General features: G+C 47.2%; 14 protein-coding genes. 3 read left to right on the top strand and 11 right to left on the bottom strand.

Annotation, left to right across the window (positions count from 1 at the left end; all coding sequences use genetic code 11):
* Window positions 1-116: 116 nt before the first annotated feature.
* Together AC6R0R_RS12640 and AC6R0R_RS12635 are read right to left on the bottom strand one after the other, a co-directional pair.
* Window positions 117-896, bottom strand: a complete 780-nt coding sequence (locus tag AC6R0R_RS12640) for a sulfite exporter TauE/SafE family protein (RefSeq protein ID WP_500626953.1) — start codon at window positions 894-896, stop codon at window positions 117-119.
* Between the two features lie 124 nt (window positions 897-1,020).
* Window positions 1,021-1,851, bottom strand: a complete 831-nt coding sequence (locus tag AC6R0R_RS12635; protein ID WP_500626952.1) for a DUF6279 family lipoprotein — start codon at window positions 1,849-1,851, stop codon at window positions 1,021-1,023.
* Window positions 1,852-2,187: 336 nt separating this feature from the next.
* Here AC6R0R_RS12635 and AC6R0R_RS12630 point away from each other — a divergent pair, with 336 nt between their 5' ends.
* Window positions 2,188-2,532: a DUF3316 domain-containing protein gene (locus AC6R0R_RS12630; protein ID WP_500626951.1), complete on the top strand. Its 345-nt coding sequence runs from the start codon at window positions 2,188-2,190 to the stop codon at window positions 2,530-2,532.
* Window positions 2,533-2,675: 143 nt separating this feature from the next.
* Here the strand turns inward: AC6R0R_RS12630 and rplT are convergent, their stop codons facing one another.
* The 8 genes from rplT to AC6R0R_RS12590 all read right to left on the bottom strand — a co-directional run bounded on the left by rplT (window position 2,676) and on the right by AC6R0R_RS12590 (window position 9,866).
* Entirely contained in the window at window positions 2,676-3,029 is a 354-nt protein-coding gene (gene rplT, locus AC6R0R_RS12625) for a 50S ribosomal protein L20 (RefSeq protein ID WP_009841742.1), read from the bottom strand.
* A gap of 41 nt (window positions 3,030-3,070) precedes the next feature.
* Window positions 3,071-3,265, bottom strand: a complete 195-nt coding sequence (rpmI, locus tag AC6R0R_RS12620) for a 50S ribosomal protein L35 (protein WP_005462620.1) — start codon at window positions 3,263-3,265, stop codon at window positions 3,071-3,073.
* A 112-nt stretch (window positions 3,266-3,377) separates the two neighbouring features.
* The gene (gene infC / locus AC6R0R_RS12615) at window positions 3,378-3,929 is read right to left on the bottom strand and encodes a translation initiation factor IF-3 (protein WP_334552191.1); all 552 of its coding nucleotides are present in this window, start codon (window positions 3,927-3,929) and stop codon (window positions 3,378-3,380) included.
* Window positions 3,930-3,932: 3 nt separating this feature from the next.
* On the bottom strand, window positions 3,933-5,861 hold the full coding sequence (gene thrS, locus AC6R0R_RS12610) for a threonine--tRNA ligase (protein ID WP_334551616.1): 1,929 nt from the start codon (window positions 5,859-5,861) through the stop codon (window positions 3,933-3,935).
* A gap of 203 nt (window positions 5,862-6,064) precedes the next feature.
* The gene (locus AC6R0R_RS12605) at window positions 6,065-7,603 is read right to left on the bottom strand and encodes an NAD(P)H-hydrate dehydratase (protein ID WP_500626950.1); all 1,539 of its coding nucleotides are present in this window, start codon (window positions 7,601-7,603) and stop codon (window positions 6,065-6,067) included.
* A 69-nt stretch (window positions 7,604-7,672) separates the two neighbouring features.
* Window positions 7,673-8,107, bottom strand: coding sequence for a PAS domain-containing protein (locus AC6R0R_RS12600; RefSeq protein WP_334551613.1), 435 nt, complete (start codon window positions 8,105-8,107; stop codon window positions 7,673-7,675).
* Entirely contained in the window at window positions 8,107-9,111 is a 1,005-nt protein-coding gene (locus tag AC6R0R_RS12595; protein WP_500626949.1) for a response regulator, read from the bottom strand. The genes AC6R0R_RS12600 and AC6R0R_RS12595 overlap by 1 nt, the downstream gene beginning before the upstream one ends.
* Before the next feature lie 293 nt (window positions 9,112-9,404).
* Window positions 9,405-9,866 carry a TetR/AcrR family transcriptional regulator gene (locus tag AC6R0R_RS12590; protein WP_334551601.1) on the bottom strand — a complete coding sequence of 154 codons (462 nt, stop codon included), beginning with the start codon at window positions 9,864-9,866 and terminating at the stop codon, window positions 9,405-9,407.
* A gap of 498 nt (window positions 9,867-10,364) precedes the next feature.
* On the opposite strand from AC6R0R_RS12590, the gene AC6R0R_RS12585 reads away from it, so the two are divergent.
* A complete protein-coding gene (locus AC6R0R_RS12585) occupies window positions 10,365-10,658 on the top strand; it encodes a YfcZ/YiiS family protein (protein WP_500626948.1) in 294 nt (97 codons plus the stop codon).
* A gap of 124 nt (window positions 10,659-10,782) precedes the next feature.
* Window positions 10,783-11,388 (top strand): leucine-rich repeat domain-containing protein, encoded by a 606-nt coding sequence (locus tag AC6R0R_RS12580; protein WP_500626947.1) that lies wholly within the window; start codon window positions 10,783-10,785, stop codon window positions 11,386-11,388.
* A gap of 77 nt (window positions 11,389-11,465) precedes the next feature.
* On the opposite strand, the gene AC6R0R_RS12575 is transcribed toward AC6R0R_RS12580, so the two are convergent.
* Window positions 11,466-12,563 (bottom strand): 1-acyl-sn-glycerol-3-phosphate acyltransferase, encoded by a 1,098-nt coding sequence (locus tag AC6R0R_RS12575; RefSeq protein WP_500626946.1) that lies wholly within the window; start codon window positions 12,561-12,563, stop codon window positions 11,466-11,468.
* Between the last annotated feature and the right edge of the window lie 155 nt (window positions 12,564-12,718).

Below are 12,718 nucleotides of genomic sequence, written 5' to 3'. Positions count from 1 at the left end.
CAGATGCTCCGTCATGAGTACAGTTAGAGAGTGGCAGAAAAGGAGATAAATTAACCTAAAACAAGCTCAAAATAGCTTTAGATGTGATCATGGCAGTCAGCACAGCACAAAGCGCATCACCACTCGTCGATAGGCCAATATACATCAATAAAGAAGTACACCGTCATGATCAAGCTAGACAACGCAACGAAACGCTTCACTGTTTGCTGCGCTACTCGCCTAGACACACGTGCCGCCAAATACCCGCCGCTTAGTGTACCCATCATGACCGCTATACCACGTGGCCAGTCTATTGCCCCTTCAGCGACAAAAATAACGATCGCCACCAAAGAGACCGCCGAGGAGATCAGCAGTTTAAGACCGTTCATTTGATTAATATTTTGATAGCCTGCTAACACAAGGTAGCTTAATACAATCACGCCAAGCCCTGCATTGAAGAAACCGCCATACGCCGCGACGAAAACCAAAAACAGTGTCAAGATGACGCTTTTAAGTCGAACTTCTCGAGTCGGATGTGTCGCCAGACGTGACGCCCATGCGCTAATGTGATGACCATAAATAAACAGCAAGGTAGCAAACAGCAGCAGCCACGGAATTGCACCAAGAAACTGTTGCTCTGAGACACTCAATAACAACCAAGCACCTAACGCTCCGCCGAGTAAACTGCCCAGAACAATTCGAATAATTTGTTTTTTTTCAGAAGCGATGTCTTCACGAAATCCATAGGCGCCACTGAGGTAACCCGCGCAAGCGGCAAAGGTATTGGTGGCGTTTGCAACAATTGGCGGCACGCCAACAAACATCAGCGCAGGAAAAGTGATAAAACTGCCACCCCCAGCGACGCTATTGAGTATTCCCCCCAACACGCCAGCGACGAACAACACTGCCCAATCCATACCACTCCAACCTTCGCTGCAAAACCCATAATCTAACCAGTTTTCGAGGCGAGCCCAAGTAAAGAGCAACGAAACTGTGCGTTGGCTAACTTAGACCAAGGTATTGATTTCTCGCTGTTAATGTTCATCGAATTGACAGTGCAATCTCCTTCCACTCCTGGATTTCTTGTCGATAGTGCGCAGTCTGATCAGGGGTCATGCTGTTGATAATGGTCACCAGGTAACGTCTCGACAGCTGCTGGTTGTATGCAATTTTTTGCTCTAAATCGGCGCTATAGAGCTTGTCTGGCGTATCCATCAACGATTGCAGTTTAGGTTGGAAGAGTGAAGGATCGACACGGACAGCAAGTAAGGCATTGAGCTCAACACGCATACGCGTCTGATGCGCGACCCAATCTTGGTTGGTCAGTGTCATGTCCGCAACCCATTGATCAACCATCAGTTGCTGTTCATCGGTTAAGTCACCGACCCAAGTTTCGATATTCTCTTCTATACGCGTTTTGTATCGTTGCCGAATCGCTTCTTCAGAAAGGTCTTGGTAACGTTTTTTGTACTGGGTGTGCTTTACTCGGATATTGTCCATGAGCTCTTCAACTTGCTCATCAGACAGTTGGCTGGCCAGTTCGTAGAGTTCTGGCGTCACTTTTGCGACCAGACGAGTCGTGTGCGCCTCGAGCTTCTGCTGCTCAGAGATCAGATCATCGACAGTAAACGTGGTTGGCTCAATCGCCATCAACTCATCCAAATGTTCAATATAATGTGGGATCTCTTGCTCACGGTGCCACTGGCTCAAGGTGGCGATCTTCTCGCTTGCGAGGGACTCTTGGTCATCATCCAGTTCAACGTAGTCTTGTAAGTAACGTACCAACAACCAATCCATATTGTTGTACACAAACTTAGTACTGCACCCCACTAAACCGATCGCGATCAAAAGCACCAGTCCAAATTTCTTCATTGCGGTTTCCTTTGCAACACACTGCTGATGTCCATTCTGTTTATCACGACTGCGCACCGGCAGTGGTGATAAACCAAGCAATATTAATACCAAACTTGAAAGTTGCTATTGGTCGGTCAAGGCCTTCACCTCTATTCAACACTCCATGACCGACTTCTGTAATACGACCACAAAAACCCATAGAAGTTTGACATTGTTAGCGTTAGGTTGCGCAAACGTCAGTATCGTATCCAAACTCTTTACACAAGCTGTAATAAGAATTACTTACCTTGACAGACGCAAAATCGATCACTCGCTAGCATAGACATCAACGGTAACCAATAAGGAGTCTCCGTGATGAAAAAACTCATTCTACTTTCAACGTTAATCCTAAGTTCTTCTGTGTTGGCGTCAACGCAAACCACCCAATCACATCGCTCACTGACGACGGGTGATTATCAGAGTAAGCAGATGGCTTACGAGGCGGGCTTTAAACTGATGAAAGAAGTGCGCGCCATGGATGCATCGGAGTTAAAACGTACACTTCCTATCCATCAAAGTAACGTTCTACTACCTTCTATCAAAGTGGAAGATATGACGGTCACCGTCGAAGAGTTCGCTTCTGAACGCGGCCAAGTTGCCTATAAAGCGCTAGTGAACGTCGACTATGAATATCAGTACCGCGAAAGCAATAATAGCTAGTAGCGCCCTTTCTCTGAAACAACAAAACGCAGGCATTTGCCTGCGTTTTGTTTTGCCTTGTTCGAAAAATCGCATCCGATAGACAGGCAATAAAAAAGGAGAGCCTAAGCTCTCCTTTTCCTAATCCTAACAGCGAACTCTAATTAAAGAGCTGCTTTCGCTTTTTCAACAAGCACTGCGAATGCAGATTTGTCGAATACCGCGATGTCAGCAAGGATCTTACGGTCGATCTCGATAGATGCTTTCTTAAGACCGTTGATGAAACGGCTGTAAGATAGACCATTTTGACGAGATGCAGCGTTGATACGCGCGATCCATAGTTGACGGAACTGACGCTTCTTAGCGCGACGGTCACGGTAAGCGTATTGACCAGCTTTAGTAACTGCTTGGAAAGCTACGCGGTAAACACGTGAACGTGCTCCGTAGTAACCTTTAGCTTGTTTTAGAACTTTCTTATGACGTGCACGAGCTTGTACACCACGTTTTACGCGAGGCATTATGCTTCTCCTAAACTAAACGATAAATAAACTAAAAAGAATTAAGCGTATGGCAACATACGGATAACAGCAGCCACTTCACAACGTGGAAGGATTGCGTTAGGACGTAGTTGACGCTTGTTCTTAGTAGTACGCTTAGTCAGGATGTGACGTTTTGTAGCGTGCTTGTACTTAATACCACCAGCAGTTTTCTTGAAACGCTTAGCAGCACCTTTGTTGGTTTTCATCTTAGGCATGATGAATAACTCCGCATTGTAGTAGTTTAATAAACACGTAATCAGGGCGAATAAAACCCCGCCATTTAACCGTAAGGTAAACGGCGGGGTTAAATTACTTGTAAGCCGTTAATTACTTCTTCTTAGGGGCAAGAACCATGATCATCTGACGCCCTTCAATTCTGCTTGGGAAAGATTCCACAACAGCAAATTCTACTGTGTCTTCTTTCAAGCGCTTGAGAACATCAACACCGATGTCTTGGTGTGCCATTTCTCGGCCACGGAAGCGAATTGTTACCTTCACTTTGTTGCCTTCTTCAAGGAAACGCGTCAGGTTGCGTAGTTTTACCTGATAGTCTCCAATATCAGTTCCAGGACGGAATTTTACTTCTTTAATCTGGACCTGTTTTTGCTTTTTCTTCTGCTCTTTAGCAGATTTGCTCTTCTCAAAGAGGAATTTACCGTAGTCCATTACACGACATACTGGTGGCTCAGCGTTTGGACTGATTTCAACCAAATCCATACCTGCTTCTTCAGCAGCTGCGACTGCTTCTTGGATAGAAACAACACCCACTGATTCGCCATCAGCACCCGTCAAACGAACTTCACGAACGCCACGAATTTCACCGTTTAAACGATGAGCATTTTGTTTGGCCGGTACTTGGCCGCGTCTTCCGCCTTTAATAGTTTATTCCTCCAGATTGAGCTTACGGGTAGAGATCTCGTCTTGGATGTATGCAATAAAGTCATCCACTTTAAATTTACCGAGGTCTTTACCTTTACGAGTACGTACTGCGATTTCGCCGGCTTCCATCTCTTGGTCACCACAAACCAGCATGTATGGTACACGCTTTAAAGTATGTTCGCGGATTTTAAAGCCAATCTTCTCATTTCTCAAGTCTGCTTTTGCTCTAATTCCAACTTTTTGTAGTTTTTGAGCCACTTCCTTCGCGTAATCAGACTGCTTATCAGTAATATTCATGACAACAGCTTGCTCAGGAGATAGCCAAGTTGGGAAGAAGCCAAAGTACTCTTCGATGAGAATACCGATAAAGCGCTCAAGCGAGCCCAAAATCGCACGGTGGATCATAACAGGAACTTGACGTTCGTTGTTCTCATCCACATAAGAGGCACCTAGACGGCCAGGTAGGTTGAAGTCTAGCTGCACCGTACCACATTGCCATGCACGATCGAGACAGTCATACAGAGTGAATTCGATCTTAGGACCGTAAAATGCGCCTTCGCCCTCTTGAATTTCGTATGGAATGTCCATCGATTGCAAAGATTGCTTCAACGCTTCTTCCGACTGATCCCAGATCTCATCCGATCCCACTCGCTTTTCAGGACGAGTGGAGAGTTTAACGACGATGTTCTCGAAGCCAAACGTCTGGTATGTGTCGTAGACCATCTTAATACAGCCCGTCACTTCCTCTTGGATTTGACTCTCTGTACAGAAGATGTGCGCGTCATCTTGCGTAAAACCCCGCACACGCATGATACCGTGCAGGGCACCTGACGGTTCATTACGGTGACAAGAACCAAACTCCGCCATACGCAGAGGCAAGTCACGGTAAGATTTCAGACCTTGGTTAAAGATCTGTACGTGACCTGGACAGTTCATTGGTTTGATGGCGTATTCACGGTTCTCTGACGACGTGGTAAACATCGCATCGGCGTATTTATCCCAGTGACCCGAACGCTCCCAAAGCACGCGATCCATCATCAATGGACCTTTCACTTCTTGGTAGTCGTACTCTGTCAGTTTTTCACGAACAAACACTTCCAAATCACGGAAAATAGACCAACCATTGTGGTGCCAGAACACCATACCCGGTGCTTCTTGCTGCATGTGGAACAAGTCCAACTGCTTACCGATTTTACGGTGGTCACGCTTGGCGGCTTCTTCTAAGCGCGTTAGATGCGCTTTCAGCGCTTTCTTGTCGTGGAAAGCCGTACCATAAATACGCTGCAACATTTTGTTGTCGCTGTTACCACGCCAGTAAGCACCCGCTACATTCAGTAGCGTAAAGTGCTGACAAAAACCCATATGTGGTACGTGAGGACCACGACACATATCGATGTATTCTTCATGATGGTAAAGGCCTGGACGGTCATCGCGTGCGACGTTCTCATCCAAGATTTCCATCTTGTAAGTTTCACCACGTGATTCAAACGCATCACGTGCTTCCTGCCAACTGACTTTCTTCTTAATGACTGGGTACTTGGTTTTCGCCAGTTCTTTCATGCGCTTTTCGATCTTTTCAAGATCTTCTTGCGTCAATGACTCTTCTAAGTCGATGTCGTAGTAGAAGCCACTATCGATGGTCGGACCGATCGCCATCTTCGCGTTCGGATAAAGCTGCTTGATCGCGTGACCTAACAAGTGCGCACATGAGTGACGCACGATTTCAAGACCATCGACTTCATCTTTCACTGTGATGATTTCAAGGCTTGCATCCGCTTCGATGAGATCACAAGCATCGACACGTTGACCATCAACACGACCCGCAATAGTAGCTTTCGCCAGACCAGGGCCGATAGATTGCGCGACATCAAGAGTAGAAACAGGGTTGTCAAATTGACGCTGACTGCCGTCAGGAAGAGTAATAATAGGCATTTAACTGTCCTTTACAGTGGTGTTGCACACCAAGCAACACTTGCAATTCATACGTATCTTTCACGGCCGGGATAATGGCCGTCAAAGGCGAGAATTCAGCTCCTTTTATATGCAAATACGGATGCACAACTCAGGAGCGAACGAGCATTCTAACGTAACTGACTCAAATAACAATCAATGTCACAAAAAAGTGATGATTTGGCTTATTGATTGAGCTGGCAACGCACCTCAGCAATAAGATCACTGGCGAGCAAACCAATCTGGCCTTCGCGCCGTGCTAACTCATCCGCCGCAAGGCTGTGAAGATAGACGCCAAGCTTTGCCGCGTTGCTGAGTGATAATCCTTGAGCCAATAACGCCGCGATAATTCCGGTCAATACGTCGCCCACACCACCACTCGCCATGCCCGGGTTGCCCGCAAGACACACAGAGGTCACCTCACCATCATAAATGAGTGTCCCAGCTCCTTTGAGAACAACGGTGCCGCCGTATCGTTGCTGCAAAGCCTTGATTGCGGCAAAGCGATCCACTTCCACCTCTGCCACCGAGCAAGCCAGTAATCTAGCCGCTTCGCCGGGATGTGGGGTAATGACACGCCGTTCATCGTAGTTGGGTTGAGTGGCAAGTCGATTTAAACCGTCGGCGTCGACGACTTTAACTTGTTCATATTGCGCGGCGTGATCATACAATGCGTGAGACCAAGCGTCTTGACCCAAGCCAGGTCCAATAGCCAACACTTTTTGCCCTGCAAAACGGCAACTGATCATGGCTAAGTCTTCTCGCCATCCTTCACTCATCACTTCAGGACACGCGACTTGAAGCGCGGTGACATTCTGTGGGTGGCACAGAACGCGAACAAGACCAGCACCGCTTCGCGCCGCAGCCTGGGCGCACAGACGAATCGCACCGCCATAGCCTTGGTTGCCGCCCACACATAGCAATCGCCCGTGATCGCCTTTATGTGCTAAGGCATGCCGCTCTGGCTTGAGTGCTTGCATCTCAGTTTGTGACAACCGCTCCGTGTTACTGCTGATCAGAGACGAAAAATACTCATCTACCTCCAAACCATCGAAGTGGAGTTGACCCACCACGGCCCTCGCCTCCCCTGTCACCAGTCCGCGCTTAATACCAATAAAGGTTAACGTGTGGTCGGCCGCTATACATGGTGACTTGCCCTTAATTCCTAGTCGAGTGCCAGAGTCGGCGCATAGCCCAGACGGCACATCGACACTGATGACTGGACATGGAATGAGAGAGAGAGTCTCAGAGACCGTGTCGATAATAGCTTGCGTCGGCTGACGAACCGACCCTTTTAATCCGGTGCCGAGTAATGCATCGACAATCAGCGCAGAGCGCAAAAGATCCCGCTTGAGCGCTTCGGCGTGATACTCAGTTTTAAAATAACGGATCTCGCCTCCCGAACGCACAAAGGCGAGCTTAGCGGTCTCAGCGTCTCCTTGCAGTTTAGATTCATCGCCACTGAGCCACAGAGTGACGTCATACCCCGCTTGACGAGCAAGACGAGCGACCACAAATCCATCACCGCCGTTATTGCCCGTTCCACACAATATCGTGAGCGACTTGTCGTCAGGATATAAGCGCTGAATAAGCGTCAAAATCGCGCGTCCTGCGCGCTCCATCAATTGATAACGCGTGATATTGGCTCGCTTGGCAGCCAGCACTTCACCTTGTTTGACTTGATCGGCAGTGTAAAGCCACCGTGGTAGGGTTGTGGAATCCATAGGTCACTCACTGGCTAGAATCGTGCTCTCACTGTCGCACAATCCCAGCCTAGATCGCGACCTTATCGATCACTTTTTTGAGACAAGGGCTTCCGCCGTGGCGTCTTGAATCGAGAGAAACAGCGAGCGAATCTCACCGGTTGGCGTGCGCATTGGGTTTAGGGTGATATTCTGATACATGAAATCGGCTTGTTGCGTAACCGGACGCACGTTACGACACTTAAATAAATAAGGACGTTGCTGCCACGTAATAAAGCTGCGACAGCCTAAGTCGTAGACCGGCTTGGTTTTGAGTTTAAACCAGTCTTGAGGGATCTCTGGGAACAGCTCAAACAAAGACTTGCCGATCGCATCATGAGATTGCACGCCGCTGTGATGGGTCATAAAGCCATTCCACACTTGGACCTTATGCTCACGGTCGATGACGATTAAGCCCAAATCGACGTTTTGTACCATATCCACCATCCAGTGGAATTGCTCAAATTCAGCAGGAAGATTCAACATCAAAAGTCCTCCATCAAGTACGCCAGCTTATTGTCGAGTAGCGGCAGAGATTCATCGACAAACATAAACAGTAAATCACAACGAATCGATGTACCGTCGATGTTATAACTCACCTCAAAGGTCATGGTTTTGCTAAAAGATCCCGTCGTTGACTCGATCACGGAGTCAATCGAAATATGCTGCCCGAGTAACACCGGAGAGCTTTGGAAAAAGCGGACTTCAGCTTGTTGACCTAAACCATTTAAAAACGATCCAACGAGAATGTTAGAGACGTCCATTAGGAGTTCGAGTTCTTCCAACTCCTCACTGTCCGCGGGCACTTTCATCAGTTTTTTCAAATCGGAGACACTGGAGTCACTGAGCAAGACCAGCGCTTCTCCCGCAATCCCCTCGCCACTGAACCCTTGACACACGCCGGAGACTTGATCATTTTCCGCCAAGTCTCTGAGCGCCATGTGCAACTCGCTCACTTCAAAAATATTGACGTTCGGCAGCGGCAAATGGACAAACACATCAAAGTGGCGCGCAAGCGCATCTGCGGCGCGACCAATCGACACGTTCGCCACTTCCATGTAGATGTCACGGCGGCGAAGAACCGGCAACTCCAGAGACACGGGAGTCACGATTTTTGGCTTGGCCTGAGGTTCCACCAGATCGCGTAGAACCGCTTTCAACGCGTCTTGATTGATGGGTTTTTGGATGAAAGCTTTCGCCCCCAAAGACATCACACGCTCTTTCGCTTTGGGCTGAATGTCCCCTGACACAACCACAACCGGGATGTCTATGTTGCGTTTCTGGATCTCATCTAAGGTGCCAAACCCGTCCAGCTCAGGCATGGTCAAATCAAGGAACATCAGTTTGAATGAGTTCTCTTCAAGCTGTTTTAATGCATCAAGGCCATGAACCGCAAAACTGATGTCGGCATTCAGCGAAGCAGGTAGTGAACGCGCCATTTGTTTGCGGGCTAAAGCAGAATCATCACAAATAAGAACAGGTAAAGACATTCATGCACCTACTGCTAGTTATTGGTTTAATACTTTCAGTGTAACAGATAGTTAGCAAAGCGAGCATTATGAAACACTAATATAGAGAGAATTCCTATGTCTCATCAGAGGAGTGTTTGTCAATCAATGCTTCGCAGCTATCAAACTAATCGGAGACTACCGTTTCTAACTCGCAACAATAATAGTCGTAGAAACGATTCTACACGAGCGTCACTTCGCGTTTAACATACTAAAAAAGAAAAACCGCGCCCTGTCTTCACAGGGCGCGGTTTAAGATTTTTCCGATTTGATGATTAAGCGGTCATGCTGACAAGGGATTTACCCATCAACCACTCGAGCTCTTTCGCACTCTCATCACCAAACTGAGTTTCTACGGTTTTGTATAGACGCTCAATCCCATTTGACGCAAATTCAGGTGCGTTGTGCGACGTCACCACATGGTGGAATAGCAGGCGTAAAATCGCTTTAAATTCTGGATTTTCTAGCGCCGTTAACCAGCTGGCCGAAAACTCATTTAATGAGTGATCAAAATCCAAGTGTTCAACAAACATTTTGAAAATACGGCCATCCAAAGCGGCGGTAAAATCGGTTTTTTTCGGGAAGTGATGACTGATCCCAGTTCGCGACACGCCGGTTTGTTGGCTCAATGTGGTGTATGACATTTTGTCATATCCGAGGCGTAACAGTTGGTCTACGACGGCATCCATTATTTTCTGAATGGTGATTTCAGTATCTTCTTTACTACGCTTAGGCATGTTTAGGCTCTTCTCTTTGTATATCCATCTAAATCAAAGTGAATCAAACATGACACCTCTACGAGTTAGCTTTACGGTGCATAACACCCTGGCAATGAAAAGCGCGCGAGCGCATTTCGTGTCGTGGCTAATGCAGAGCAACGCAAAATCTAACGATCTGGCGTAAGCTAAGTTTTCATAAAAGGCCATAGGGCATTTTTATGAAATGCAAAGACATCATTACTTCTGTATATAATAAGACCGCCGATAATCTTACAAATCCCCCCGACTGACAACCGAGAGCGCACATTCGGCGTGAGTAATTATCATTAATTTTCTCAATTAATTGACAAAGATCACACTGATAATAGGATTCATTCACAATCAATCAAGCGCCCCACTGACATCTTACAGCGTAGCACAGTAAATGGTATGTCATGCTGCATCATGGGTTTTTGTGTGGATTCACTTCAAATAAACCGATAAAATGACCACAAACTTTGTAAGAGGATAGTGACTATGAGCACTGAACAAGAACAAGTATGCGAAGCGTGTGGCTGTGCAGGCGAAATGGGCTTCATCATCAAAGAAGGAGACGATGTTGCACAAGTGACCATCTTCGCTGAGAACAAAACGTTGCTTGAAGCTGAGTTGGCCAAATATCTTGAACTGGCGAAACAAGTGTCTGAGAACGTGGAGTATCAAGTACCTCCTATCGCCGATGACGCAAAAGAGCTGACCGCACACTTCAAATTTGAAGTGAGCGCTGAAAAACTGATTTTTGAACTCAAAACACGTTCACTGGCGCGCTAATCACACGTATAGAGTGTGTTGATGTGTTAAAAGCGGGGTCCATCCCCGTTTTTTATTGGCTTAAAATTGACCCTAAGCCCGCTCTCTCTGATACTAAACACACGTCTGTTCATCGTGAGTGTACATGAAGTATCTCGTTAAATTTGTTGCGCTTTGGCTCAGTGCCGCCTCCTGTGTCGCTGTCGGGGAGCCACTCGACACCTACCGTATTTTGAATCATCTTGATAATTACGGAAACTTGGATCTGCGCAACAAGCCCTACACCTCTTTGCCTGATGGCCTTGTGATCAAGGGCAATCTCAATATTGCCAAAACTCAAATGACACAAATCCCGAAAGGGATAGAGATTGAAGGCAGTTTGGATGCCTCAAACAGCGGGCTGAAAAAAATCGCCCCTGGGGTCAAAATACGCGGCTATGCCAACCTCCTCGGGTCACAAGTGACTCGTTGGCCTCCCGGTATTCAGGTGGGTGGTTTTCTCAATTTTACTGACACACCTCTAGCAAGCTTGCCACCTAGGTTTCGCGTTAAAGGGGATTTGAGTGTGATGCGCACACCACTGACCGAACTGCCGGAAGGACTGACCGTTGATGGGAACCTCTATATTGGCGGCTCCGCCATCACCACATTCCCAGACACCATGACCGTCAATGGCAACATCTTCCTTGGTGGAAATCGCATTAGCCGTTGGCCGACCAATCTGACCCTCGGCGGTGCGGTCGCTCCCTAGAGTGAGCACTAACCGGCCGAAAAAAGAGCACAGTCGTCAAACGACTGCGCTCTTTTTAATTGAGCCGCGAATACCGCTTACTGGTTTTTCACCGGATTGGCATAGCTGGCGATCAGGTGTCGCTGCGCACCCTCTGGTAACGCTTGCAATTTGTCGGCTAAGCGCTGCTTAACCCCTTCTTCGACACTTTCATCGCCAGAGGCCAGCAAGTTAATTGGGAATAACTTGTAGTGACGGTGAATTTGCTCATCGATAGTACTCGCCAACTCATCAGGACTATCACAGCCCGATTGAATTACGTCGCCAAATGCCACATGGACGCGGCCTTTATAGCCCACAATACCCTGAATGATACTTTCAATATCTTCAAACTCACCTTTTTGATAAACACCTTGAGTCTCTTTTTGATGCAGTTCCAGAGCCTTAGCACTATCACAGGGATCATATTCGTAAGAGATCGAGACCGGGACAATATTGAGTGAGCGGATGTAATCTGCAAAGTCGATTTTCTGTTTACGTCCTTCGACATGAAACATCTTTAAAATCGCAGGATCCGTAAAATCATTCCCATCTTTCGCTCGGCCCTCTTTTTGTGCAATCCAAATCGAGTGACCAGTGTCGAGAGAGTGTTTTATGTACGCAGACAAGGTGCCCAACGCTTTCATCATCTCACGCGGACCTTTGGCTGAACGTTTAACAATAAAGCTCTTATTGAGCTTCATAAGCTCCGTCGCGCACGGTTTTTTCAACAAATTGTCGCCAATCGCAATGCGCACAGTTTTGTGGTTATTCACGTGCAAACCATAGTTAACCAACGCCGGGTCCATAGCAATGTCACGGTGGTTAGAGACAAACAAATAGGCTTGATTAGGATCTAGCTGGTCTAAACCGCTGTAGGTGACGCCGTCTGTTGTCGTGTTAAGCGTACGCTCAAGGTAGGATTTCACTTCCAACTGAATGGTTTCAACAGAGTTGAGCTTAGACCATTTCATTTTTAGCGCGATTTTCACCAACGGAGACATCAACGCAGCAAACCAGCGTCCACGGTGTGAGAAGCGATGTTTTATGATGGCGCTGATAAACTCTTCATCATTAATTAAGCGTTCAATCGCAGCAGGAATTTCGTCGTCGTTGTAAGGGCGGATGTCTACAAATGGGTCTGTGGTTGTGGTCATGGTCTACTACATCAAATTTAAAGCTGGCCTATTCTACGCGGAGTTTGTGCGCTTAGCAGCTATCGTTGTCGCACAATTAGTAAGGTCAGACCAGAACGTCGGCCCATTTTTGCGCAAACCGTCACCACTTGAGGCCGAAAAGCGTGATTTGATTG

The organism is Vibrio sp. R12-SW3-ISO1, assembly GCF_059834005.1.
Note: the sequence above shows the minus strand (reverse complement) of the source record. Positions and strands in the feature narration are given on the sequence as shown.

Excerpts from the sequence above, each read along its gene's own strand:
- AC6R0R_RS12640 (WP_500626953.1), bottom strand. The coding sequence starts at position 896 with ATGGATTGGGCAGTGTTGTTCGTCGCTGGCGTGTTGGGGGGAATACTC.
- AC6R0R_RS12635 (WP_500626952.1), bottom strand. The coding sequence starts at position 1,851 with ATGAAGAAATTTGGACTGGTGCTTTTGATCGCGATCGGTTTAGTGGGG.
- AC6R0R_RS12630 (WP_500626951.1), top strand. The coding sequence starts at position 2,188 with ATGAAAAAACTCATTCTACTTTCAACGTTAATCCTAAGTTCTTCTGTG.
- rplT (WP_009841742.1), bottom strand. The coding sequence starts at position 3,029 with ATGCCTCGCGTAAAACGTGGTGTACAAGCTCGTGCACGTCATAAGAAA.
- rpmI (WP_005462620.1), bottom strand. The coding sequence starts at position 3,265 with ATGCCTAAGATGAAAACCAACAAAGGTGCTGCTAAGCGTTTCAAGAAA.
- thrS (WP_334551616.1), bottom strand. The coding sequence starts at position 5,861 with ATGCCTATTATTACTCTTCCTGACGGCAGTCAGCGTCAATTTGACAAC.
- AC6R0R_RS12605 (WP_500626950.1), bottom strand. The coding sequence starts at position 7,603 with ATGGATTCCACAACCCTACCACGGTGGCTTTACACTGCCGATCAAGTC.
- AC6R0R_RS12600 (WP_334551613.1), bottom strand. The coding sequence starts at position 8,107 with ATGTTGAATCTTCCTGCTGAATTTGAGCAATTCCACTGGATGGTGGAT.
- AC6R0R_RS12595 (WP_500626949.1), bottom strand. The coding sequence starts at position 9,111 with ATGTCTTTACCTGTTCTTATTTGTGATGATTCTGCTTTAGCCCGCAAA.
- AC6R0R_RS12590 (WP_334551601.1), bottom strand. The coding sequence starts at position 9,866 with ATGCCTAAGCGTAGTAAAGAAGATACTGAAATCACCATTCAGAAAATA.
- AC6R0R_RS12585 (WP_500626948.1), top strand. The coding sequence starts at position 10,365 with ATGAGCACTGAACAAGAACAAGTATGCGAAGCGTGTGGCTGTGCAGGC.
- AC6R0R_RS12580 (WP_500626947.1), top strand. The coding sequence starts at position 10,783 with ATGAAGTATCTCGTTAAATTTGTTGCGCTTTGGCTCAGTGCCGCCTCC.
- AC6R0R_RS12575 (WP_500626946.1), bottom strand. The coding sequence starts at position 12,563 with ATGACCACAACCACAGACCCATTTGTAGACATCCGCCCTTACAACGAC.